Origin of the sequence: Streptomyces sp. NBC_01304 (assembly GCF_035975855.1) — a bacterium.
Taxonomy (GTDB): domain Bacteria; phylum Actinomycetota; class Actinomycetes; order Streptomycetales; family Streptomycetaceae; genus Streptomyces.
Window position 1 is genome coordinate 6,590,932 of sequence record NZ_CP109055.1, and the last position, 22,587, is coordinate 6,613,518.

14 protein-coding genes and 3 rRNA genes are annotated in these 22,587 nt (G+C 65.8%); 10 read left to right on the top strand and 7 right to left on the bottom strand.

Annotated features, from left to right (window positions below; all coding sequences use genetic code 11):
• The first annotated feature begins 70 nt into the window (after positions 1 to 70).
• Together manA and OG430_RS29375 are read left to right on the top strand one after the other, a co-directional pair.
• Entirely contained in the window at positions 71 to 1,222 is a 1,152-nt protein-coding gene (manA, locus tag OG430_RS29370) for a mannose-6-phosphate isomerase, class I (RefSeq protein ID WP_327355632.1), read from the top strand.
• 111 nt (positions 1,223 to 1,333) lie between these two features.
• Positions 1,334 to 2,311, top strand: a complete 978-nt coding sequence (locus tag OG430_RS29375; protein WP_327355634.1) for a cation diffusion facilitator family transporter — start codon at positions 1,334 to 1,336, stop codon at positions 2,309 to 2,311.
• A 75-nt stretch (positions 2,312 to 2,386) separates the two neighbouring features.
• Here OG430_RS29375 and OG430_RS29380 read toward each other — a convergent pair whose 3' ends face one another.
• Positions 2,387 to 4,450 carry a fructose-specific PTS transporter subunit EIIC gene (locus OG430_RS29380; RefSeq protein WP_327355635.1) on the bottom strand — a complete coding sequence of 688 codons (2,064 nt, stop codon included), beginning with the start codon at positions 4,448 to 4,450 and terminating at the stop codon, positions 2,387 to 2,389.
• 362 nt (positions 4,451 to 4,812) lie between these two features.
• Between OG430_RS29380 and ahcY the strand changes: the two genes are divergently transcribed.
• Together ahcY and OG430_RS29390 are read left to right on the top strand one after the other, a co-directional pair.
• A complete protein-coding gene (gene ahcY, locus OG430_RS29385; protein WP_327355636.1) occupies positions 4,813 to 6,270 on the top strand; it encodes an adenosylhomocysteinase in 1,458 nt (485 codons plus the stop codon).
• A 153-nt stretch (positions 6,271 to 6,423) separates the two neighbouring features.
• The gene (locus OG430_RS29390; RefSeq protein WP_327355637.1) at positions 6,424 to 7,038 is read left to right on the top strand and encodes a hypothetical protein; all 615 of its coding nucleotides are present in this window, start codon (positions 6,424 to 6,426) and stop codon (positions 7,036 to 7,038) included.
• A 63-nt stretch (positions 7,039 to 7,101) separates the two neighbouring features.
• Here the strand turns inward: OG430_RS29390 and OG430_RS29395 are convergent, their stop codons facing one another.
• A complete protein-coding gene (locus OG430_RS29395; protein WP_327355638.1) occupies positions 7,102 to 8,073 on the bottom strand; it encodes an RDD family protein in 972 nt (323 codons plus the stop codon).
• A gap of 104 nt (positions 8,074 to 8,177) precedes the next feature.
• On the opposite strand from OG430_RS29395, the gene OG430_RS29400 reads away from it, so the two are divergent.
• From OG430_RS29400 to rrf, 4 genes are all read left to right on the top strand, one after another.
• Complete coding sequence (locus OG430_RS29400; RefSeq protein WP_327355639.1) at positions 8,178 to 9,185, top strand: stage II sporulation protein M; 1,008 nt, start codon at positions 8,178 to 8,180, stop codon at positions 9,183 to 9,185.
• Between the two features lie 671 nt (positions 9,186 to 9,856).
• Positions 9,857 to 11,382 (top strand): 16S ribosomal RNA (locus tag OG430_RS29405).
• Between the two features lie 315 nt (positions 11,383 to 11,697).
• A 23S ribosomal RNA gene (locus OG430_RS29410) occupies positions 11,698 to 14,820 on the top strand.
• Positions 14,821 to 14,920: 100 nt separating this feature from the next.
• A 5S ribosomal RNA gene (rrf, locus tag OG430_RS29415) occupies positions 14,921 to 15,037 on the top strand.
• The 16S, 23S and 5S rRNA genes sit together here, the layout of an rRNA operon.
• A gap of 121 nt (positions 15,038 to 15,158) precedes the next feature.
• Here rrf and OG430_RS29420 read toward each other — a convergent pair.
• Genes OG430_RS29420 through OG430_RS29440 form a run of 5 tightly spaced genes read right to left on the bottom strand, consistent with a single transcriptional unit; the run spans position 15,159 to position 20,604 of the window.
• Positions 15,159 to 16,469: a DUF58 domain-containing protein gene (locus tag OG430_RS29420; protein ID WP_327355640.1), complete on the bottom strand. Its 1,311-nt coding sequence runs from the start codon at positions 16,467 to 16,469 to the stop codon at positions 15,159 to 15,161.
• Positions 16,470 to 16,480: 11 nt separating this feature from the next.
• Positions 16,481 to 17,464 (bottom strand): AAA family ATPase, encoded by a 984-nt coding sequence (locus OG430_RS29425; RefSeq protein WP_327355641.1) that lies wholly within the window; start codon positions 17,462 to 17,464, stop codon positions 16,481 to 16,483.
• Positions 17,461 to 18,642: a DUF4350 domain-containing protein gene (locus OG430_RS29430; protein ID WP_327355642.1), complete on the bottom strand. Its 1,182-nt coding sequence runs from the start codon at positions 18,640 to 18,642 to the stop codon at positions 17,461 to 17,463. Before OG430_RS29430 ends, OG430_RS29425 begins: the two co-directional genes overlap by 4 nt.
• Entirely contained in the window at positions 18,639 to 19,328 is a 690-nt protein-coding gene (locus tag OG430_RS29435) for a DUF4129 domain-containing protein (protein ID WP_327355643.1), read from the bottom strand. Before OG430_RS29435 ends, OG430_RS29430 begins: the two co-directional genes overlap by 4 nt.
• 4 nt (positions 19,329 to 19,332) lie before the next feature.
• The gene (locus tag OG430_RS29440; RefSeq protein WP_327355644.1) at positions 19,333 to 20,604 is read right to left on the bottom strand and encodes a glycerophosphoryl diester phosphodiesterase membrane domain-containing protein; all 1,272 of its coding nucleotides are present in this window, start codon (positions 20,602 to 20,604) and stop codon (positions 19,333 to 19,335) included.
• A 140-nt stretch (positions 20,605 to 20,744) separates the two neighbouring features.
• Between OG430_RS29440 and mtnA the strand changes: the two genes are divergently transcribed.
• Together mtnA and mtrA are read left to right on the top strand one after the other, a co-directional pair.
• Positions 20,745 to 21,893 (top strand): S-methyl-5-thioribose-1-phosphate isomerase, encoded by a 1,149-nt coding sequence (gene mtnA / locus OG430_RS29445; RefSeq protein ID WP_327355645.1) that lies wholly within the window; start codon positions 20,745 to 20,747, stop codon positions 21,891 to 21,893.
• A 4-nt stretch (positions 21,894 to 21,897) separates the two neighbouring features.
• Complete coding sequence (gene mtrA, locus OG430_RS29450; RefSeq protein WP_199820881.1) at positions 21,898 to 22,587, top strand: two-component system response regulator MtrA; 690 nt, start codon at positions 21,898 to 21,900, stop codon at positions 22,585 to 22,587.

A 22,587-nucleotide genomic window follows, 5' to 3' on the forward strand; every position in this document is an offset into this window, starting at 1 on the left:
AAGGCCAAAGCCCGATCGCGGGCCCGCCCGGCCGGACACACGGTCAGCGACCGCGTACGAAAGAAGCATCATGGACCGCCTCACCAACACCGTCCGCCCCTACGCCTGGGGTTCGACCACCGCCATCCCCCAGCTCCTCGGCATCGAGCCGACCGGTGAGCCGCAGGCCGAGATGTGGATGGGCGCCCACCCGGGCGCGCCCTCGCACCTCGAGCGCGGTCCGCTGAACGAGGTCATCGCCGCCGACCCCGAGCAGGAGCTGGGCCCCGAGGCGGTCGCCAAGTTCGGCCCCCGGCTGCCGTTCCTGCTGAAGATCCTCGCGGCCGGCGCCCCCCTCTCCCTCCAGGTGCATCCCAACCTCGCGCAGGCGAAGGAGGGTTACGCCGACGAGGAGGCGCGCGGCGTCCCGATCGACGCCCCGCACCGCAACTACAAGGACGCCAACCACAAGCCCGAACTCATCTGCGCGCTCACGCCCTTCGACGGCCTGTGCGGCTTCCGCGCCCCGGACCAGGCGGCCCGCTTCCTGGAGACCCTGGACGTCGACGGCCTCAAGCCGTACGTCGACATCCTGTCCGCGCACCCCGAAGAGGCGGCCCTGCGCGAGGTCCTGACCGCCGTGCTTTCCGCGGACCGGGACGAGATGGCGGCCACGGTCACCGAGGCCGCCGCGGCCTGCGAGCGCCTCGGCGGTCCGTACGCGCCGTATGCGTCGATCGCCCGCCACTACCCGGGCGACCCGGGCGTCATCGCCGCAATGCTGCTCAATTACGTCCAACTCCAGCCCGGCGAGGCCCTGTTCCTCGGCGCCGGCGTGCCGCACGCGTACCTGGACGGCCTGGGTGTCGAAATCATGGCGAACTCGGACAACGTACTCCGTTGCGGACTGACCCCGAAGCACGTCGACGTGCCCGAACTCCTGCGCATCGTCCGCTTCGAGGCCACCGACCCCGGCGTGCTGCGGCCCGAGGCGAGCGCGGACGGCGAAGAGGTCTATGAGACGCCGATCGACGAGTTCCGGCTGTCCCGCTACGTCCTCGCGGAGGACTCGGCGCCGCGCGACCTGACGGCACGTACGCCCCAGATCATGCTCTGCACGGCGGGGACGGTGCGGGCCGGCGAGCTGGAACTGGCGCCGGGGCAGTCGGCCTTCGTGCCCGCCGGGGACAAGGCAGAGATTTCCGGAAACGGCACCCTCTTCCGGGCCACCGTGGTGGCCTGACGCACCACTGTCCCCGCGTGCTGCAACAATGACCCACCGTTCAGCAGACGAGTACCCGGGTAGCGAATACCCGGGTACGTACGAGCACGTACGAAGGGACAGCGGGCACACATGAGCGCGTCAGGCGGGACCAAGGCGATCGTGGCGGCACTCGCCGCCAACCTCGCGATCGCGGTAGCGAAGTTCGTGGCGTTCCTCTTCAGTGGCTCGTCGTCGATGCTCGCGGAGAGCGTGCACTCGCTCGCCGACTCGGGCAACCAGGGCCTGCTGCTGCTCGGCGGCAAGAAGGCCCAGCGCGAGGCGACCCCGCAGCACCCCTTCGGGTATGGCCGCGAGCGCTACATCTACGCCTTCCTGGTCTCGATCGTGCTCTTCTCGGTCGGCGGCATGTTCGCGATCTACGAGGGCTACGAGAAGATCAAGAACCCGCACGAGATCAGCCACTGGTACTGGCCGGTCGGGGTCCTGGTGTTCGCGATCATCGCCGAATCCTTCTCCTTCCGTACGGCCATCAAGGAGTCCAACCAGATCCGCGGCAAGCAGTCGTGGAAGGACTTCATCCGCCGCGCCAAGGCCCCCGAGCTGCCGGTCGTCCTCCTCGAGGACCTGGGTGCGCTCATCGGTCTGGTCCTCGCCCTCGCGGGCGTCGGCGTCGCGCTGGCCACCAACAACGGAGTCTGGGACGGCATCGGGACCCTCTGCATCGGCATCCTGCTCATCCTGATCGCGATCGTCCTGGCCGCGGAGACCAAGTCCCTGCTGCTCGGCGAGGCCGCGGGCACGGACGAGGTCAAGAAGATCGAGGACGCCCTGGTCGACGGCGACACGGTCACCCGGGTCATCCACATGCGCACGCTCCACCTCGGCCCGGAGGAGCTCCTGGTAGCGGCCAAGGTCGCGGTCCAGCACGACGACACGGCGGCCGAGGTCGCGTCCGCGATCAACGCCGCCGAGGAGCGCATCCGCACGGCCGTGCCGATCGCCCGCGTGATCTACCTGGAGCCGGACATCTACAGCGAGTCGGCGGCCGCGGCGGGCACCAATCCGGCGAAGTCGCCGGGCGGCCCGATGCCTGACACCGGTCACTGATTTCTGCTCGTACGTGGATGGGGCTCGCACCGAATTCGGTGCGAGCCCCATCCACGTACAGGACCGGTGCGAGCCCTACTGGATCTCGCGCAGGACTTCGATGATCGCCGGCTCGTCCGGAGCCGCCATCAGCCGCTCCCGGAAGCCGGAGTCCATCAACTTCCTCGAGAGCAGCGCCAGGATCCGCAGGTGCTCATCACCGGCCGCCGCCTCCGGCACCGAGATCATGAAGATGAGCTTGGCCTTCGTACCGTCGAGGGCACCCCACTCGATGCCCTCGGCGGACCGCGCGAACCCGACCGTCGGCGAGGTCACCGCATCGGTCTTGGCGTGCGGGATGGCGATCTCCTCGCCGAGCCCGGTGGTGCCCTGGGCCTCGCGGCGCAGGGCGGTCTGCACGAGCTCTTCCTCATCCGCGACATTGCCCGTACGGGCCAGCATGGCGGCCATCTCGCGGATCGCGGACTCCTTGTCGGTGGAGTCCAGCTGGGTCTTTACGGTCTGGTGGGTGAGGTAGCCGGAGAGCACCTCGTCCTCGCCCGGACCGCTGCCCGCTGCGGCACTCGTGTGCGGGGCGTCGGTCACGGCCGCGGGGGCCTTCGAACCTGAGACGGCGCCGGCGGCGCCTGCCCCGACTCCGGCCAGTGCGGGTTCCCTGACCAGAGCCGGCTCCCCGGCCGAGCGACCCTGCCTGCGCAGCTTGATCTCGATCAGGGCGTTGGTGGTGAACGCCGTGACGACCACACCGATGGCGATGGCGACGAAGAACATGGCGACGTTCCCGATGGCGCCGAACAGCGAGACGATCGGACCACCGTGTGCCACCGAGTCCTCGACCCCGGCTACACCAGCGATGGCGCCGGCCACCGCGCCACCCAGCATGTTCGCGGGGATGACCTGGGCAGGCCGAGCGGCAGCGAAGGGAATGGCACCTTCGGAGATTCCGAAGAAGCCCATGAACAGGGCTGCGATACCAGTCTCCCGCTCCTGCTCGCTGTAGAGCTTGCGGCGCAGGACGGTGGCCAGACCCTGGCCGAGCGGCATCACCGGGATCGCGGCGGCGGCCATACCCATCACCGCGTTGTTGGTGCCGATGAGGCCGACAGCGGCGAGGAACGCGGTCTTGTTGACCGGGCCGCCCATGTCGAAGGAGATCATCAGGCCGATGATGGCCCCGAGCACGATGGCGCTCGAACCGGTCATCCCGTTCAGCCAGTCGGTCAGTTGCGTGAACACCCACGAGATGGGCTGACCGATCACGTAGATGTAGAAGAGGCCCAAGGCCAGCGTCGACACGATCGGGATCACAATGATCGGCATGATCGGCTGGATGAACTTGGGGACCTTGACCTTCTTGATCCACAGCACCAGATACCCGGCGAGGAAGCCGGTGACGATGGCGCCGAGGAAGCCCGCGTTGGCGTCGGCCCCGTAGATGCCCACGGCATCGGCGGCGAGGAAGCCACCGATCATGCCCGGCACGAGGGCTGGACGGTCAGCGAGTGCGTAGGCGATGTAGCCGGAGAAGATCGGCAGCATCAGCTTGAAGCCGGTCTCGCCGAGCTTGCTGACGTAGAACCAGAAGGTGTCTTCCGGGATCTTCAGGCCGCCATCGGTGCCGGGGGCGGCATGTCCACCCAAAGACAGCGAGACGGCGAGCAGCAGACCACCCACCACGACGAACGGAATCATGTACGAGACGCCGTTCATCAGCGCCTTGTATGCCTGACTCCGCTCCTTGCCGCCGCCGCCCCCACCGCCGCTGGCGGGCGCGGCCCCAGCCTGCTGGACGGGCGCCTTCTGCACCTCTTCGAAGAGCTGCTCCGGGCGGTGAATGCCGTCGGCGACCGGGACGCGGAGCACCTTCTTCCCGGCGAAGCGATCGAGGTCGACCTCCTTGTCGGCGGCGATGATCACGCCGTCCGCTTGCCTGACATCGTTGTCAGTGAGGACGTTCTCGGCCCCGATCGAGCCCTGCGTCTCCACCTTCATGTCGATGCCGAGACTGTCGGCGGCCTGCTGTAGCTTTTCCGCCGCCATGTAGGTGTGAGCGATGCCGGTCGGGCAAGCGGTCACCGCGACCAACTTCCTCTGCCCACCCTTGCTCGCGTCCACTGGGGGGTCGCCCGGACTGGTCACGTTGGATCTCCTAACGCCTTCGGCACCAAGATCGCGCATATGTGTTCCCGATCTTCAGGCATCCTGCAACAGATAAGCGCACAATCAAAGTCCAAAAGTCCCGAATTAGAGCGGGTTAGTCCCGTTTGGCCCAGTCGTGGAGCGGCCGGAGGGGGACTGGGGCTCACTGGGCCGATCGGTGTAGATTCGTGACCAGAGCCAGACGTCGCTGCTGATGGCGGTCGGGCGGTCCGCATCGCGGGTCGGCCGAGGGAGAGAGGGCCTCCGACGGACTGCGCTGCGAGCGTCCCGGGCACGCGTGTGTCCGCCGCCGCAGAACAGCCATGCCCAAGCTCTCGACCAACCACGAGGAGCAGCTCGTTATGACCACTGTCGACAACCGACAGGACTTCAAGGTCGCCGACCTCTCGCTTGCCGAGTTCGGCCGCAAGGAGATCACGCTCGCCGAGCATGAGATGCCCGGCCTGATGTCGATCCGCAAGGAGTTCGCCGCCACGCAGCCGCTGGCCGGCGCCCGCATCATGGGCTCGCTGCACATGACCGTGCAGACCGCCGTCCTGATCGAGACCCTGGTCGCCCTGGGCGCCGAGGTCCGCTGGGTCTCTTGCAACATCTTCTCCACCCAGGACCATGCCGCCGCGGCGATCGCGGTGGGTCCCAACGGCACCCCGGACAACCCGCAGGGCATCCCGGTGTTCGCCTGGAAGGGCGAGACGCTGGAGGAGTACTGGTGGTGCACGGAGCAGGCGCTGACCTGGCCGAACAGCCCCACCGGCGGCCCGAACATGATCCTGGACGACGGCGGCGACGCCACGCTCCTGGTGCACAAGGGCGTCGAGTACGAGAAGGCCGGCAAGGTCCCCTCCGTCGAGACGGCCGAGAACGACGAGCACCGCGTCATCCTGCAGCTCCTCAACCGCACCATCACCGAGGGCTCGCAGAAGTGGACGAAGCTCGCCTCGGAGATCCGCGGTGTGACGGAGGAGACCACCACCGGTGTCCACCGTCTGTATGAGATGCACCGTGACGGGACGCTGCTGTTCCCGGCGATCAACGTCAACGACGCGGTGACGAAGTCGAAGTTCGACAACAAGTACGGCTGCCGTCACTCGTTGATCGACGGCATCAACCGTGGCACCGACGTGCTGATCGGCGGCAAGACCGCGGTCGTGTTCGGGTACGGCGATGTGGGCAAGGGCTGTGCGGAGTCGCTGCGCGGCCAGGGCGCCCGCGTCATCGTCACGGAGATCGACCCGATCTGCGCGTTGCAGGCGGCGATGGACGGCTACCAGGTCACCACGCTGGACGAGGTCGTCGACAAGGCCGACATTTTCGTCACCACGACCGGCAACAAGGACATCATCATGGCGAGCGACATGGCCAAGATGAAGCACCAGGCGATCGTCGGGAACATCGGTCACTTCGACAACGAGATCGACATGGCCGGCCTGGCCCAGATCCCGGGCATCGTCAAGGACGAGGTCAAGCCGCAGGTCCACACCTGGACGTTCCCCGACGGCAAGGTCCTCATCGTGCTGTCCGAGGGCCGTCTGCTGAACCTGGGCAACGCCACCGGGCACCCCTCCTTCGTGATGTCCAACAGCTTCGCGGACCAGACCCTCGCCCAGATCGAGCTGTTCACCAAGCCCGAGGAGTACCCGACCGACGTCTACGTGCTGCCCAAGCACCTGGACGAGAAGGTCGCCCGCCTCCACCTCGACGCCCTCGGCGTGAAGCTCACCGAACTGCGACAGGAGCAGGCCGACTACATCGGCGTGAAGGTCGAGGGCCCGTACAAGTCCGACCACTACCGCTACTGACCGGCAGCCGGTCCCGGCCCCCGCGCCGCGGACCGGCCCGTCAGCCGCACGTGACGCAGGCCCTCGCCCCCGCGGCGGGGGCCTGCCCCCATGAAGGCCCGACACGGTACCCACCAGGGACCGCCCCACGGCCCCGAGCAAGGACCGACACCGATGCCCCGCGGCCGCTACTCGCTCCACGACCCGCACGACCACACCCCCCTCGGCGAAGAACACTTCCACTGCGCACCCGGCCCCTCCGGCTGGCGCTACGTCTCCCAACTCACCGCCCCCTCCGGCGATCACACCGGCTCCGTCGACCTGGCCCTCGACGAACTCGGCCGCCCCATCCGCCTCGCACTCCACGCCGCGAGCTGGCAGGTCCGCGGCGCCGCCCTCGACGGCGTGACCTGGGTACGCACCGACCCCACCGGCACCCACGCCACAGAAGGCAACGTCCCGGCCCATGCCTTCTCCGGCGCATCCCCCGCTTTCCTGATCGCCACATCCCGGCTGCTGCGCCTGACGCCCGGCGCCCCCGCCACCCGCGTACGCCTCGTCCGCTTCACCGAACCGGTCCTCGCCCCACGCACCCTCGACCAGTCCTGGGCACTGCTGAATAGCGAAGCACACGCCACTGACAACGGCCCGCTGGCCGTGGACGAATACCAGGTCACAGCCCTGGACACCGGCGAACAGGCCAGCATCCACATCGCCGGCGACGTGGTCCTAGCAGCCCCCGGCATCGAGCTGGAACACCTCGAAACCCCACCGTCGACGTTCCCGTAACGCCATCCGACGAACGCACCCAGGCCGCACCCGAAACACACCGGCAGCCGCCAACTCCGCTCCCTACGCGGGCGGTACGAACCCAGTGGCCGACGGAGTCTCGCCCTCACGCCCAGCGGGCGGCGCCACCTGAGCCGAAGGCTCCGGCCGATACGACGGCTGCACGGGACGGTCCTGCCGTACCGACGCTTCGTACGAGGGCACATTCGCCCCCATGTGCCCCTGCACACCCGGCGGCACCGCCCCAGCACCTGCCGCGTTGGGCATCGCGACCGCCGGCACCCCACCGCCCCCGAAAGCCTTGTGCGCATCCCGCGCCTGCCGCTCATTCACCACGGCCGCCAAATAGGCCGCCGGCGGCACATCCGGCGGAGCCGGCGCCCCGGTGCACGCCGCGAGATCACCGGCCAGCCGCTCGGCCATCGACCAGCCGATCTGCGGATCGAGCTGCCCCATCCGCGTCAGGTACTGACGTATCGCCAGCCACAACCCATCCGGCACCCCCGACAGATCCAGTCCGGCGAACCGCCCCACCAACCAGGGCGGAGGCGGCGGCACAAAGGGCATACGCCCCGCCGGCACCCGCTCCCGCACGACGAGCGTCCCCGCGAACACATCCCCGAGCCGCCGCCCCCGCGCCGACACCAGCGACGCGATACAGGCGACGACCCCGAAGGTCCCCAGAATCTCGATCAGGCCCATCGCCCCGCGCACCAGCGCATGCCGGAACCGAATGGGCCCTCCGTCGTCCCGCACCACCCGCAGCCCACAGGCCAGCTTCCCCAGCGACCGGCCATGACTCAGGGTCTCCACGGCGATAGGCCCACCCACCAGCACCAGCAGAAAGCTGGCCACCGATATGGCAGCGGCGGCCGCGGCATCGAGCGACGCCGTCGCGGCCAACAGCCCGATGGACACAGCGATGTACGCCGCCATCGCCACCGCCAGATCGATCAGGACGGCCAGCGCCCGGCTCGGCAGCTTCGCGGCCCGCAGCTCAAGCGCCACCGCCTCACCCGTCACAAGCTCACTCACGTATGCCGCCCTTCCTGCCCTGCCCCTGGAACCGCCAGTCTGCCAAGCTGAGTGCGCATCGCGCCTGCGGCCGCCGGCCGCAGTAGAAGGGGAGCAGCCGACTGATGGACCTGGACGTCTTCGTCTCCGCCCACCGAGCCGAGTGGGACCGGTTGGACGCACTCCTGCGCCGCCAGCGCCGCCTCACGGGCGCCGAGGCCGACGAACTCGTCGTGCTCTATCAACGCACCACCACCCACCTCTCCCTGATCCAGTCCAGCGCGCCCGACCCCCAGCTCACCGGCCGCCTGACCCAACTGGTGGCCCGCGCGCGCAGCGCCGTGACCGGCACGCGCCGCGCCACCTGGCGCGACGTCACACGCTTCCTCTCCGCGGGTTTCCCCGCAGCGATGTACCGCACGCGCCATTGGTGGGTACCCACCGCACTCCTGTCGACCGCAGTGGCCATCCTGATCGGCTGGTGGATCGGCACGCACCCCGAAGTCCAGTCCTCGATCGGGGCCCCGGAGGCCCTCCGCGAGATGACCCGCCCCGGAGGCCAGTACGAGACGTACTACTCCAGCCATCCCGCAGCGTCCTTCGCCGCACAGGTCTGGACGAACAACGCCCAGGCCGCCGCGATGTGCCTGGTCCTGGGCGCGTTCCTCTGTTTCCCGGTCATCTGGATCCTCTTCCAGAACATGCTCAACCTCGGCGTAGGCATCGGCTTGATGTCCTCAGCCGGCCGGCTTGATACGTTCCTCGGTCTGGTCCTGCCGCACGGCCTGCTCGAGCTCACCGCAGTCTTCGTAGCCGCCGGCACGGGCCTCCGCCTCGGCTGGACCCTCATCGACCCCGGCCCCCGCACCCGGCGCACGGCCCTCGCCGAAGAAGGCCGAGCGGCCCTCGGCATGGCCATCGGCCTCGCCCTGATCCTCTTCGTCTCAGGCGCCATCGAGGGCTTCGTGACCCCATCGGGCCTGCCCACCTGGGCCCGCATCGGGATCGGCATCGCGGCCGAACTCGCTTTCCTTCTGTACGTCTACGTCCTCGGCGGCAGGGCGACCCGAGCCGGCGAGACAGGCGACCTCGCCAGGGCAGAGCGCAGCGCCGGCCTCCCCACTGCGGCGTGATGTGCGTCGGCCCCTGCTGAGCTGCTACTGTCCTCTCCGCCCCGCAAAAAGTCGTTGACACGGCTGGCGCGGGGAGGTAGATTCGAACAGTTGCCTCGAACTAGACAGGTTCGACCGCAACAGTTAGCATCTGTCTGCTTCGGAAATTCTCATTTCCAATGAAGCCTCTCCCGATTCATTAGAGCGAGCCGCTGGTCAAACCGGCGGAAAGCCTCTGATAAAGTCGGATCAGCCGAAAGGTGAATGGCTCCCAACGGCCACGGATTCGAATTCCACACCGGAAACGGAATGGGAAAAGGATCTGGTAGAGTTGGAAACGCCGAAAGGGAAAGCGCGAAAGCGAAAACCTGGAAAGCGCCGAGGAAGTCGGACACGAAAGCGTCTGATAGAGTCGGAAACGCAAGACCGAAGGGAAGCGCCCGGAGGAAAGCCCGAGAGGGTGAGTACAAAGGAAGCGTCCGTTCCTTGAGAACTCAACAGCGTGCCAAAAATCAACGCCAGATATGTTGATACCCCGTCTCCAACCGTTCGGTTGGGGCGAGGTTCCTTTGAAAAAGTCCTGCCGATCTACACCGGTTGGTAGGCAAACACAGCGAGGACGCTGTGAACGACCGGGATTATTCCTCCTGGTTGTTCCGCTCTCGTGGTGTCATCCCGATTACGGGAAAACATTCACGGAGAGTTTGATCCTGGCTCAGGACGAACGCTGGCGGCGTGCTTAACACATGCAAGTCGAACGATGAAGCCCTTCGGGGTGGATTAGTGGCGAACGGGTGAGTAACACGTGGGCAATCTGCCCTTCACTCTGGGACAAGCCCTGGAAACGGGGTCTAATACCGGATAACACTCCTTGCCTCCTGGCAGGGAGTTAAAAGCTCCGGCGGTGAAGGATGAGCCCGCGGCCTATCAGCTTGTTGGTGAGGTAATGGCTCACCAAGGCGACGACGGGTAGCCGGCCTGAGAGGGCGACCGGCCACACTGGGACTGAGACACGGCCCAGACTCCTACGGGAGGCAGCAGTGGGGAATATTGCACAATGGGCGAAAGCCTGATGCAGCGACGCCGCGTGAGGGATGACGGCCTTCGGGTTGTAAACCTCTTTCAGCAGGGAAGAAGCGAAAGTGACGGTACCTGCAGAAGAAGCGCCGGCTAACTACGTGCCAGCAGCCGCGGTAATACGTAGGGCGCAAGCGTTGTCCGGAATTATTGGGCGTAAAGAGCTCGTAGGCGGCTTGTCACGTCGGGTGTGAAAGACCGGGGCTTAACCCCGGTTCTGCATTCGATACGGGCTAGCTAGAGTGTGGTAGGGGAGATCGGAATTCCTGGTGTAGCGGTGAAATGCGCAGATATCAGGAGGAACACCGGTGGCGAAGGCGGATCTCTGGGCCATTACTGACGCTGAGGAGCGAAAGCGTGGGGAGCGAACAGGATTAGATACCCTGGTAGTCCACGCCGTAAACGGTGGGAACTAGGTGTTGGCGACATTCCACGTCGTCGGTGCCGCAGCTAACGCATTAAGTTCCCCGCCTGGGGAGTACGGCCGCAAGGCTAAAACTCAAAGGAATTGACGGGGGCCCGCACAAGCAGCGGAGCATGTGGCTTAATTCGACGCAACGCGAAGAACCTTACCAAGGCTTGACATATACCGGAAAGCATTAGAGATAGTGCCCCCCTTGTGGTCGGTATACAGGTGGTGCATGGCTGTCGTCAGCTCGTGTCGTGAGATGTTGGGTTAAGTCCCGCAACGAGCGCAACCCTTGTCCTGTGTTGCCAGCATGCCCTTCGGGGTGATGGGGACTCACAGGAGACCGCCGGGGTCAACTCGGAGGAAGGTGGGGACGACGTCAAGTCATCATGCCCCTTATGTCTTGGGCTGCACACGTGCTACAATGGCCGGTACAATGAGCTGCGAAACCGCAAGGTGGAGCGAATCTCAAAAAGCCGGTCTCAGTTCGGATTGGGGTCTGCAACTCGACCCCATGAAGTCGGAGTTGCTAGTAATCGCAGATCAGCATTGCTGCGGTGAATACGTTCCCGGGCCTTGTACACACCGCCCGTCACGTCACGAAAGTCGGTAACACCCGAAGCCGGTGGCCCAACCCCTTGTGGGAGGGAGCTGTCGAAGGTGGGACTGGCAATTGGGACGAAGTCGTAACAAGGTAGCCGTACCGGAAGGTGCGGCTGGATCACCTCCTTTCTAAGGAGCATCTAGGCCGCCAAGCTTGCTTGGTGGTCCAGGGCCATTACGTCGGCACACGTTCGACGGTGGTTGCTCATGGGTGGAACGTTGATTATTCGGCACAGTTGGCCAACTCGGGCCGCAAGTACTGCTCTTCGGAGCGTGGAAAGCGAAGCGGGTTGGGGACTGGGCCGGGCACGCTGTTGGGTATCTGAAGTAACGGCCGCAAGGTTGTGCTTCGGGATGCCGGCCCCAGTGAACTTGACCGTAAGGGTCAGGGTGATGGGTGGTTGGTCGTTGTTTGAGAACTACACAGTGGACGCGAGCATCTGTGGCCAAGTTTTTAAGGGCGCACGGTGGATGCCTTGGCACCAGGAACCGATGAAGGACGTGGGAGGCCACGATAGTCCCCGGGGAGTCGTCAACCAGACTTTGATCCGGGGGTTTCCGAATGGGGAAACCCGGCAGTCGTCATGGACTGTCACCCATGCCTGAACACATAGGGCATGTGGAGGGAACGAGGGGAAGTGAAACATCTCAGTACCCTCAGGAAGAGAAAACAACCGTGATTCCGGGAGTAGTGGCGAGCGAAACCGGATGAGGCCAAACCGTATGCGTGTGAGACCCGGCAGGGGTTGCGCATGCGGGGTTGTGGGATCTCTCTTTCACAGTCTGCCGACTGTGAGACGAGTCAGAAACCGTTGATGTAGACGAAGGACATGCGAAAGGTCCGGCGTAGAGGGTAAGACCCCCGTAGTCGAAACGTCAACGGCTCGTTTGAGAGACACCCAAGTAGCACGGGGCCCGAGAAATCCCGTGTGAATCTGGCGGGACCACCCGCTAAGCCTAAATATTCCCTGGTGACCGATAGCGGATAGTACCGTGAGGGAATGGTGAAAAGTACCGCGGGAGCGGAGTGAAATAGTACCTGAAACCGTGTGCCTACAAGCCGTGGGAGCGTCGCGCATTGAGTTTACTCAATGCGTCGTGACTGCGTGCCTTTTGAAGAATGAGCCTGCGAGTTAGCGGTGTGTAGCGAGGTTAACCCGTGTGGGGAAGCCGTAGCGAAAGCGAGTCCGAATAGGGCGATTGAGTTGCACGCTCTAGACCCGAAGCGGAGTGATCTAGCCATGGGCAGGTTGAAGCGGCTGTAAGAGGTCGTGGAGGACCGAACCCACCAGGGTTGAAAACCTGGGGGATGACCTGTGGTTAGGGGTGAAAGGCCAATCAAACTCCGTGATAGCTGGTTCTCCCCGAAATGCATTTAGGTGCAGCGTCACGTGTTTCTTGCCGGAGGTAGAGCACTGGATAGGCGATGGGCCCTACCGGGTTACTGACCTTAGCCAAACTCCGAATGCCGGTAAGTGAGAGCGTGGCAGTGAGACTGTGGGGGATAAGCTCCATGGTCGAGAGGGAAACAGCCCAGAGCATCGACTAAGGCCCCTAAGCGTACGCTAAGTGGGAAAGGATGTGGAGTCGCAGAGACAACCAGGAGGTTGGCTTAGAAGCAGCCACCCTTGAAAGAGTGCGTAATAGCTCACTGGTCTAGTGATTCCGCGCCGACAATGTAGCGGGGCTCAAGCGTACCGCCGAAGTCGTGTCATTCCAGCAATAGGGCCAACGCCCGCTGGGATGGGTAGGGGAGCGTCGTGTGCCGGGTGAAGCAGCCGCGGAAGCGAGTTGTGGACGGTTCACGAGTGAGAATGCAGGCATGAGTAGCGATACACACGTGAGAAACGTGTGCGCCGATTGACTAAGGGTTCCTGGGTCAAGCTGATCTGCCCAGGGTAAGTCGGGACCTAAGGCGAGGCCGACAGGCGTAGTCGATGGACAACCGGTTGATATTCCGGTACCCGCTTTGAAACGCCCAATACTGAATCAGGCGATGCTAAGTCCGTGAAGCCGTTCCGGACCCTTCGGGGAAAGGAAAGTGGTGGAGCCGACGAACCAGACTTGTAGTAGGTAAGCGATGGGGTGACGCAGGAAGGTAGTCCAGCCCGGGCGGTGGTAGTCCCGGGGTAAGGGTGTAGCCCGTCATCTAGGCAAATCCGGATGACATATAAGGGTGAGACCTGATGCCGAGCCGATTGTGGTGAAGTGGATGATCCTATGCTGTCGAGAAAAGCCTCTAGCGAGTTTCATGGCGGCCCGTACCCTAAACCGACTCAGGTGGTCAGGTAGAGAATACCGAGGCGTTCGGGTGAACTATGGTTAAGGAACTCGGCAAAATGCCCCCGTAACTTCGGGAGAAGGGGGCCATCACTGGTGAAGGAACTTGCTTCCTGAGCTGGGGGTGGCCGCAGAGACCAGCGAGAAGCGACTGTTTACTAAAAACACAGGTCCGTGCGAAGCCGTAAGGCGATGTATACGGACTGACGCCTGCCCGGTGCTGGAACGTTAAGGGGACCGGTTAGTGCACTTTCGGGTGTGCGAAGCTGAGAACTTAAGCGCCAGTAAACGGCGGTGGTAACTATAACCATCCTAAGGTAGCGAAATTCCTTGTCGGGTAAGTTCCGACCTGCACGAATGGCGTAACGACTTCTCGACTGTCTCAACCATAGGCCCGGTGAAATTGCACTACGAGTAAAGATGCTCGTTTCGCGCAGCAGGACGGAAAGACCCCGGGACCTTTACTACAGTTTGATATTGGTGTTCGGTTCGGCTTGTGTAGGATAGGTGGGAGACTTTGAACCTTGGACGCCAGTTCAGGGGGAGTCGTCGTTGAAATACCACTCTGGTCGTGCTGGATGTCTAACCTGGGTCCGTGATCCGGATCAGGGACAGTGTCTGATGGGTAGTTTAACTGGGGCGGTTGCCTCCCAAAGAGTAACGGAGGCGCCCAAAGGTTCCCTCAGCCTGGTTGGCAATCAGGTGTTGAGTGTAAGTGCACAAGGGAGCTTGACTGTGAGACCGACGGGTCGAGCAGGGACGAAAGTCGGGACTAGTGATCCGGCGGTGGCTTGTGGAAGCGCCGTCGCTCAACGGATAAAAGGTACCCCGGGGATAACAGGCTGATCTTCCCCAAGAGTCCATATCGACGGGATGGTTTGGCACCTCGATGTCGGCTCGTCGCATCCTGGGGCTGGAGTCGGTCCCAAGGGTTGGGCTGTTCGCCCATTAAAGCGGTACGCGAGCTGGGTTTAGAACGTCGTGAGACAGTTCGGTCCCTATCCGCTGTGCGCGTAGGAATATTGAGAAGGGCTGTCCCTAGTACGAGAGGACCGGGACGGACGAACCTCTGGTGTGCCAGTTGTCCTGCCAAGGGCATGGCTGGTTGGCTACGTTCGGAAAGGATAACCGCTGAAAGCATCTAAGCGGGAAGCCTGCTTCAAGATGAGTATTCCCACCAACTTGATTGGTTAAGGCTCCCAGTAGACGACTGGGTTGATAGGCCAGATGTGGAAGCCCTGTAAGGGGTGGAGCTGACTGGTACTAATAGGCCGAGGGCTTGTCCTCAGTTGCTCGCGTCCACTGTGTTAGTTCTGAAATAACGAACAACACGCCTCCCCCCTAAGGCCATGGGGGGTTGAGGCATCGGTTCAAAATTTCAAAGTGTTTCGGTGGTCATAGCGTGAGGGAAACGCCCGGTTACATTCCGAACCCGGAAGCTAAGCCTCACAGCGCCGATGGTACTGCAGGGGGGACCCTGTGGGAGAGTAGGACGCCGCCGAACTAAATTTAGATGAAAGGGAAACCCCCGCACCTATGGTGCGGGGGTTTTCTGCGTTATAGGTCTTAGGTCTACGTATTGAGTGTCCTGTTCTCGCAAGAACAGGACACTCAAACTCAATACGTCAGAGACGGCCGGCAGCCTTGAGGGCCAGGTAGGCGTCGGCCAGCGCGGGTGGCAGGTCTTCAGGCGTTGCGTCGACGACGGTGACTCCACGGCGAGTGAGTTGGTCGGCGGTACGCCGTCGCTCGGCCTGCGCCTGGGCTGCGGCTGCTGCGTCGTAGATTGCGTCGGTGGTGCCGCGGTTGGTCGCCATGCGCTTGATCTCCGGGTCGGCCACCGAAGCCAAAAGCACCGTGTGGCGCTTGGTGAGACGGGTGAGCACGGGGAGCAGACCTTCTTCAATGGGTGCTGCATCGAGACTGGTGAGCAGGATGACGAGGGATCGGCGTGGGGCCGTGCGGAGGGCAGCAGCCGTGAGCGCTCGGGCGTCTGTCTCCACCAGTTCGGCGTCGAGCGTGGCCATCGCATTGACGAGGGCAGGCAGCAGCTCTCCTGCTCCACGGCCCTGCACGAGGGCACGAATGCTGCGGTCAAAGGCAAGGAGATCCACGCGGTCGCCGGCTCTGGAAGCAAGCGCCGCCAAGAGCAATGCGGCATCCATGGAGGCATCGAGACGCGGAGCATCGTCGACACGACCGGCGGAGGTACGTCCCGTATCGAGGACCAGAAGAATGTGCCGGTCACGCTCAGGGCGCCAAGTGCGTACCGCGACCGTGGAGTGCCGAGCGGTGGCGCGCCAATCGATGGAGCGGGTGTCGTCTCCGGGAACGTACTCGCGGAGACTGTCGAACTCGGTTCCTTCGCCACGCGTCAACACGCTTGTGCGGCCGTCGAGTTCGCGGAGGCGAGCGAGTTTGGACGGTAGGTGCTTGCGGCTGTTGAACGGTGGGAGGACGCGGACCGTCCAGGGCACCTGGTGGCTGCCTTGGCGTGAGAGGAGCCCGAGGGGGCCGTAGGAGCGGATGGTGATGCGCTCGGCCTGGCGGTCTCCGCGGCGAGTAGGGCGAAGTCGTGTGGTGATCCGGCGGCGTTCTCCTGCCGGGACCTTCAGCTGGTGCCGGGACGCGGCTGTTTCGGTTCCGGTAGTCCAGCTGCTCGGAGGCCATGCATCGCGGAGATGGGCGCGCAGCGGGCGAGTTGAAGGGTTGGTGATCGTGAGCGTGACGTCAGCGGTATCACCAAGTCGAACTGATGTATCACCAGATCGGGTGAAACGGAGCGATCGCACTGGTGCGGCGAGGGCGTAGTCGCACATCATTGCGAGTGTGAGGGGAGCGTTGACGGCGAGGATGCCGGTCCAACTGGGTGCGAGTACGCCGACGGGGAGCGTGCCGAGGGCGGCAAGGAAGGCCGCACGTCCGGTGAGTGCCATGGGTCCTCGGTTCAGCGGGGTACGGGGACGTTGGCGAGGATCGCCGTGATGACGGAGTCGGGGGTGACGCCTTCCATCTCGGCCTCGGGACGCAGCTGGACGCGGTGTCGCAAGGTGGGCAGGGCGAGGGCCTTGACGTCGTCCGGGATGACGTAGTCGCGGCCGGTGAGCCAGGCCCAGGCGCGGGCGGTGGAGAGCAGGGCGGTGGCGCCACGTGGTGATACGCCGAGCGTCAGTGAGGGGGATTCGCGTGTGGCACGGCAGATGTCGACGACATAGCCGGTGATTTCGGGGGACACGGAGGTCTTGGCGACGGCTGCGCGGGCGGCCTCCAGGTCGGCCTGGCCGGCGACGCGGCGGACGCCGGCGCTGTGCAGGTCGCGCGGGTTGAACCCCTCTGCGTGCCGAGTGAGGACGGAGATCTCGTCCTGCCGGGAGGGGAGGGGGACGTTCAATTTGAGGAGGAAGCGGTCCAGTTGGGCTTCCGGGAGGGGGTAGGTGCCTTCGTACTCGACGGGGTTTTGGGTGGCGGCCACCAGGAAGGGTTCGGGCAGCATCCGCGGGGTGCCGTCGACTGTGACCTGTCGCTCCTCCATGGCCTCGAGCAGTGAGGACTGCGTCTTCGGCGGGGTGCGGTTGATCTCGTCAGCGAGCAGGAGATTGGTGAAGACAGGGCCTGGTTGGAAGGAGAACTCGGCGCTCCGGGCGTCGTAGACCAGGGAGCCGGTGACGTCGCTGGGCATGAGGTCAGGGGTGAACTGGACTCGCTTGGTGTCGAGTTCGAGTGCGGCGGAGAGTGCGCGTACGAGGAGGGTCTTGGCGACTCCGGGCACGCCCTCCAGAAGTACATGGCCGCGGCAGAGCAGGGCTACGACGAGTCCGGTGACAGCAGGGTCCTGGCCGACCACGGCCTTTGCGATCTCGGCGCGCAGGGCTTCCAGGGAGGCGCGGGCGTGGTCCGCGTTCCCTGCGGAGTCTGCGTTCGGGGCGCTCATGAGGTGCGTACCTCTCTTTCGAGGGCGTCGAGTTGGTCGGCGAGGGCGATGAGGGCGGCGTCGTCGGTCGGCGTCGGCCCGAAGAGGAGCGAATGCAAGTCCCAGCTGGTGCCGGGGAGATGGGTGGAGAGGGCGGGCAGCAGGGACTCTGGGGCGTGGGCTTGGGAAGGGGGCACGCCGATGAGGGGGGCAAGGCGGGTGTGAGTGGCTGAGCGGAGGGCTGTGGCCGCCCGGTCCCGGGCGTTGGCCTTGCGGTAGAGACGGGCCCTGCCTTCGGCGGTCTCGGAGGCGCGGACGGCCACCGGCAGGCGCTCGTGCACGAGAGGGCCCAGACGGCGGGCTCGCCACAGGGCGGCGAGTACGACGGCGATGGTGAGCTGCAGTGCTCCCCATCGCCATCCGGAGGGGATGAGATCGAAGAAGCTGCGGTCGCCGTCGTCGGTGGCCGCTGCGTCACCCAGTGAGGGGAGGTACCAGACCAAATGGGGGCGGGAGCCGAGGAGTTGAAGGGCGAGCGAGGCATTGCCGTGCTCGGCGAGCTGGTCGTTGTACAGGATGTCCGCGGAGCCGAGCAGGACTGTGTCGCCGTCGGCGGCCGGGAGTCGCAGCAGCGTGGGGAGGCCGTCGTCGATGTAGCAGGCGTCGGAACCGGGCACGTCGGAGGAGTAGCGGGTGCCTCCGGTGTCGGCGTCTCCCGCGCGGCGGGCGATGTCGAGGGAGCAGTCGGGCTGCAGCGTCGACTCGAAACTGGGGGCCTCGGCCCGGACGCCGGGGGCGAGGGTGCGGAGCGACGGAGGGCCCGGAGCGAGGAGGACCGTGCGGCCGTCGGACTTCTTGGTCGCCGAGTGCAGAGCCGACTGTTGTTTGCCGGTGAGCAGGTCGGGGGCGGTCACCAGCAGGGTGGTGTCGGAGGCCGCCGCGGCCGCTGCTTCGTCGGTCGTGGTGACTACCCGGGTGGACACCCCGCGGGCCGAGAGGAGTTCGGCGACGGCTCGGCTGCCGTAGGGGTCGGCGGAGCGTGGGTCGAGCCTGCCGTGCTGGTCGCCGGAGCGCAGGGCGGCGATCGCGACTCCGGCGACCAGCAGGATGACGAGGGCAAGGAGGAGTCCCCGGGCGCGGGTCCACGCCTGACGGGGTGTGGTGGAGACCGAGGTGGACGGGAGGGTGGTCCCGGTCATACCGCGTCCCCCTGGACCGAGCTCAGGACGGGGCTGGCCTGTTCGATGGCGTGGTCGAGTTCGGTGAGGCGGAGATACGCCTGCTCGTTGGTGCGGCGTCCGCCGTATGTGACGCCGTCGAACTCTCGGGCAGCGTCCCGGAGTTGGTCCGCGTGGGCGGGGAGGGTCCGGCCGGCTTCCGCGGCTGCCTCGTCGGCGGTGCGGCCGGGGCGGGGGTCCAGCAGGGCGCGTTCTTCCAGGGACCGCACGATGGCGCGCATGCGTTCCTGGACGGCTTCGCTCCAGCGCTGTGCGGCGGCGTGCGCCTGCGCTGTGGCGCGATGTTCGGCGGCGCTGCGTGGGCGGTCGTCGAAGAGCGCGGGGGAGGAGGACGGGGTGCGGGCGGGGGTACCGAGCCGCCACCAGAGTCCCGCCAGGGCCAGCACGATGAAGAGCACGATGACGAGGAGGCCGAGCGTGCCGCCGGGGGTCGCGCCGGAGGCGGCATCGAAGAGGTCGCCCACCCATTCCCAGAAGCGGTTCAGGGCGCGCTGGAAGAGGCTCGGATCGTTCTCGTGGTACCTCGGCTTGGACAACTCGCGCTCGGCAGCCTCCCGCGCGGCGTCGCGCGGGGCGGTCACGGGCGGCTCGTCGCCGGTGACCACCGTCGCGGACGCCGTTCTGAGGAATCCCCCCGCCACAGTCACCGCATCAGCTCCCCGGGGTGGGGCCCGGAGCCGTGGAGCCGTAGCCCTGGATGCCTGCTGCTCGGGCGAGCTCCAGATCGAGGGCCTCGCGGCGGATCCGGAGGTCGATGTAGAGCAGGGCACTGACGCCCGCGGCGATCGGGAAAGTGATCATGGATCCGATCACGGATCCAATGCCGCTGACGATGAGGAACGTCCAGCCGCCTTCGGTCCCGCCTGTGCTGAGGAAGCCGCTCATGCCTTCCCCGCTGAGAGCTACGGCCAGGAAGGAGAACGGGATCGCGACGATGGACACCACGATGGCGACGAGGATCTGCGTGAGCAGTTGGATGCCGAAGACCCGCCACCACGAACCGCGGACCAGCTTCGCCGAGCGCGCCATGGACTTCCGGATGGTCTGCTTCTCCAGCATGAGCGCGGGAGAGGACAGGGAGAAGCGGATCAGGATCCACACGGCGACGACGACGCCGCCGATGATTCCCAGGATGGCGAGCACGACACCGGCTTCCGGGGCGCCTGCGACGGACACCAGCACACCGGGCAGAGCGCCGACTGCGATGATCGCCACGCCGAGCAGCGAAAGCAGGAAGGTGAGGCCGAGGAGCCGGGGCAACTGAGGTCGGGCGTCCCGCCAGGCCTCCGCGGTGGTCACGGACCTACCGAGGGCGGCGCGGCTGGTCACCATGGTGAGCAGAGCGGTGACGAAGAATGTGCCGATCATCCCCACCAGCCCGATTGCGGCGGTCGCCGTCATGAGGCTGGTCATCACGCGGCCCAGCTCACCGGCAGTGGCGTTGGGGTCGCTCAGGACGTCTGTGTCGGCCCCGTTCAGGACCAGGCCCTGCAGCAGGATGATCGCGATCTGCGTGACCACGGCCACGGCGAGCGAGATGCCGAGGACCGTGCGCCAGTGGGCGCGCATGGTCGATACCGCGCCGTCGAGGATCTCGCCGACGCCGAGGGGACGGAGCGGGATGACGCCCGGCTTGGCGGCGGCAGGGGGTCCGCCCCAGCCGTTGCTCCAGCCTCCGCGCGGTTGCCCGGGAGGAACTCCGGGACCGCCCCAGCCGGGCCGCTGGGCCTGACCGGGCGCCGGAGGCGGTGGCGCTTGGCCCGGCACCGGAGTGCTGGGGGCGGACCACTGGCCGGCAGGCGGCTGTTCCTTGGACCACTTCGAGCTCTGCGGGTCTGCGGGCTCTGCAGGGCGGGGCGTCTCCCCGTCCGGTCCGTTGGAGGGGGCAGATCCGGGCGAGGCCCAGCCCGGAGTGTCGTTCATCGTCGCTCCTTCACGGTGCCCGACCGCGGTTGCGGCGGCAGGTTGGCAGCCATCGTGCCACGGTGTGTCCTTGCGTGGACCGGGCGTTGTATGGGCTGCGCACCTTCAATTGTGCTTCGGGTAGGGGGCAGACTGGGCGGATGGCTGATCAGTACGCGCAATCCCTTGAAGACGGCGGCGTGCGGGACATCCCTTCGATCCGTTGGGAGGAGCCGCCGGAAGGCCCGGTGCTGGTGCTTCTCGACCAGACGCGGCTCCCGGCGGAGGAAGTCGAGTTGGTGTGCACCGACGCGTCGACGCTGGTTCAGGCGATCCAGACACTGGCCGTGCGCGGGGCACCGCTGCTCGGGATCGCCGGTGCGTACGGCGTCGCGCTCGCCGCCGTACGGGGCTTCGACGTGGACGCGGCAGCCGAAGCGCTCGCCACCGCCCGGCCCACCGCGGTCAACCTCGAGCGCGGAGTGCGCAGGGCGTTGGCGGCCTACCGGGCGGCGGTCGAAGGCGGGGCGGATCAGAAGCAGGCCGCACGTACGGCGCTGGCGGAGGCGCGGGCGCTGCATGCGGAAGACGCGGCGGCCAGCCGGTCCATGGCGGAGCACGGCTTGGCGTTGCTCGATGAGATGTTGCCCGGTGGCAGCCACCGCATCCTCACCCACTGCAATACCGGGGCGTTGGTGTCCGGTGGCGAGGGCACGGCGTTCGCGGTGGCGCTCACGGCGCATCGGGCCGGCAGGCTCCGGCGGCTGTGGGTGGACGAGACACGGCCCCTGCTGCAGGGGGCTCGGCTGACCGCGTACGAGGCGGCGCGCAGCGGAATGGCGTACACCTTGCTGACCGACAACGCGGCGGGCTCGTTGTTCGCTGCGGGGGAGGTCGATGCGGTGCTCATCGGCGCCGACCGGATCGTGGCCGACGGTTCGGTGGCCAACAAGGTGGGGAGCTATCCGCTCGCGGTGCTCGCCAAGTACCACCATGTGCCGTTCATCGTGGTCGCGCCCGTGACGACGGTGGATCTTCAGACGCCGGACGGGGCGGCGATCGAGGTCGAGCAACGGGCGGGACATGAAGTGACGGAGTTCACGGCGCCGCAGGTGCCCGTGGCGGGAACGGAAGCGGGAGGCGGGATCGCGGTGGCCCCCTTGGGAACGCAGGCGTACAACCCTGCGTTCGATGTGACGCCGCCGGAATTGGTGACCGCGATCGTCACGGAATACGGGGTTGTGTCGCCCGTGACAGCCGAAGGACTTGCCGAGCTGTGTGCCAGGTCACGCCAGGTAACGATTAGCTAATGGGATGATGTCGTTTATGAAGGGACGAGTCCTTGTCGTCGACGACGACACCGCGCTGGCCGAGATGCTGGGCATTGTGCTGCGGGGAGAAGGTTTTGAGCCGTCGTTTGTAGCTGATGGCGACAAGGCGCTGGCTGCCTTTCGGGAGTCGAAGCCGGATCTGGTGCTGCTCGATCTGATGCTGCCCGGGAGGGACGGCATCGAGGTGTGCCGCCTGATCAGGGCGGAGTCCGGGGTGCCGATCGTCATGCTCACCGCCAAGAGCGACACCGTGGATGTGGTGGTGGGGCTCGAGTCGGGCGCCGACGACTACATCGTGAAGCCGTTCAAGCCGAAGGAGCTCGTGGCCCGTATCCGGGCGCGGCTGCGGAGGTCGGAGGAGCCTGCGCCGGAGCAGCTGGCCATCGGTGACCTGGTCATCGACGTGGCGGGGCACTCCGTGAAGCGGGACGGGCTGTCGATCGCGCTGACGCCGCTGGAGTTCGACCTGCTGGTCGCGCTGGCGCGCAAGCCGTGGCAGGTGTTCACGCGTGAGGTGCTGCTCGAGCAGGTGTGGGGCTATCGGCACGCCGCCGACACCCGGCTGGTCAACGTACATGTGCAGCGGCTTCGCTCGAAGGTCGAGAAGGACCCCGAGCGGCCGGAGATCGTGGTGACCGTCCGTGGCGTCGGTTACAAGGCCGGACCGAGCTGA

Bases quoted from the DNA above. Each gene is read 5' to 3' on its own strand.
- manA (WP_327355632.1), top strand. From the start codon at position 71: ATGGACCGCCTCACCAACACCGTCCGCCCCTACGCCTGGGGTTCGACC.
- OG430_RS29390 (WP_327355637.1), top strand. From the start codon at position 6,424: ATGCCCCGCGGCCGCTACTCGCTCCACGACCCGCACGACCACACCCCC.
- OG430_RS29425 (WP_327355641.1), bottom strand. From the start codon at position 17,464: ATGAGCGCCCCGAACGCAGACTCCGCAGGGAACGCGGACCACGCCCGC.
- OG430_RS29440 (WP_327355644.1), bottom strand. From the start codon at position 20,604: ATGAACGACACTCCGGGCTGGGCCTCGCCCGGATCTGCCCCCTCCAAC.
- ahcY (WP_327355636.1), top strand. From the start codon at position 4,813: ATGACCACTGTCGACAACCGACAGGACTTCAAGGTCGCCGACCTCTCG.
- mtnA (WP_327355645.1), top strand. From the start codon at position 20,745: ATGGCTGATCAGTACGCGCAATCCCTTGAAGACGGCGGCGTGCGGGAC.
- OG430_RS29420 (WP_327355640.1), bottom strand. From the start codon at position 16,469: ATGGCACTCACCGGACGTGCGGCCTTCCTTGCCGCCCTCGGCACGCTC.
- OG430_RS29430 (WP_327355642.1), bottom strand. From the start codon at position 18,642: ATGACCGGGACCACCCTCCCGTCCACCTCGGTCTCCACCACACCCCGT.
- OG430_RS29375 (WP_327355634.1), top strand. From the start codon at position 1,334: ATGAGCGCGTCAGGCGGGACCAAGGCGATCGTGGCGGCACTCGCCGCC.
- mtrA (WP_199820881.1), top strand. From the start codon at position 21,898: ATGATGTCGTTTATGAAGGGACGAGTCCTTGTCGTCGACGACGACACC.
- OG430_RS29400 (WP_327355639.1), top strand. From the start codon at position 8,178: ATGGACCTGGACGTCTTCGTCTCCGCCCACCGAGCCGAGTGGGACCGG.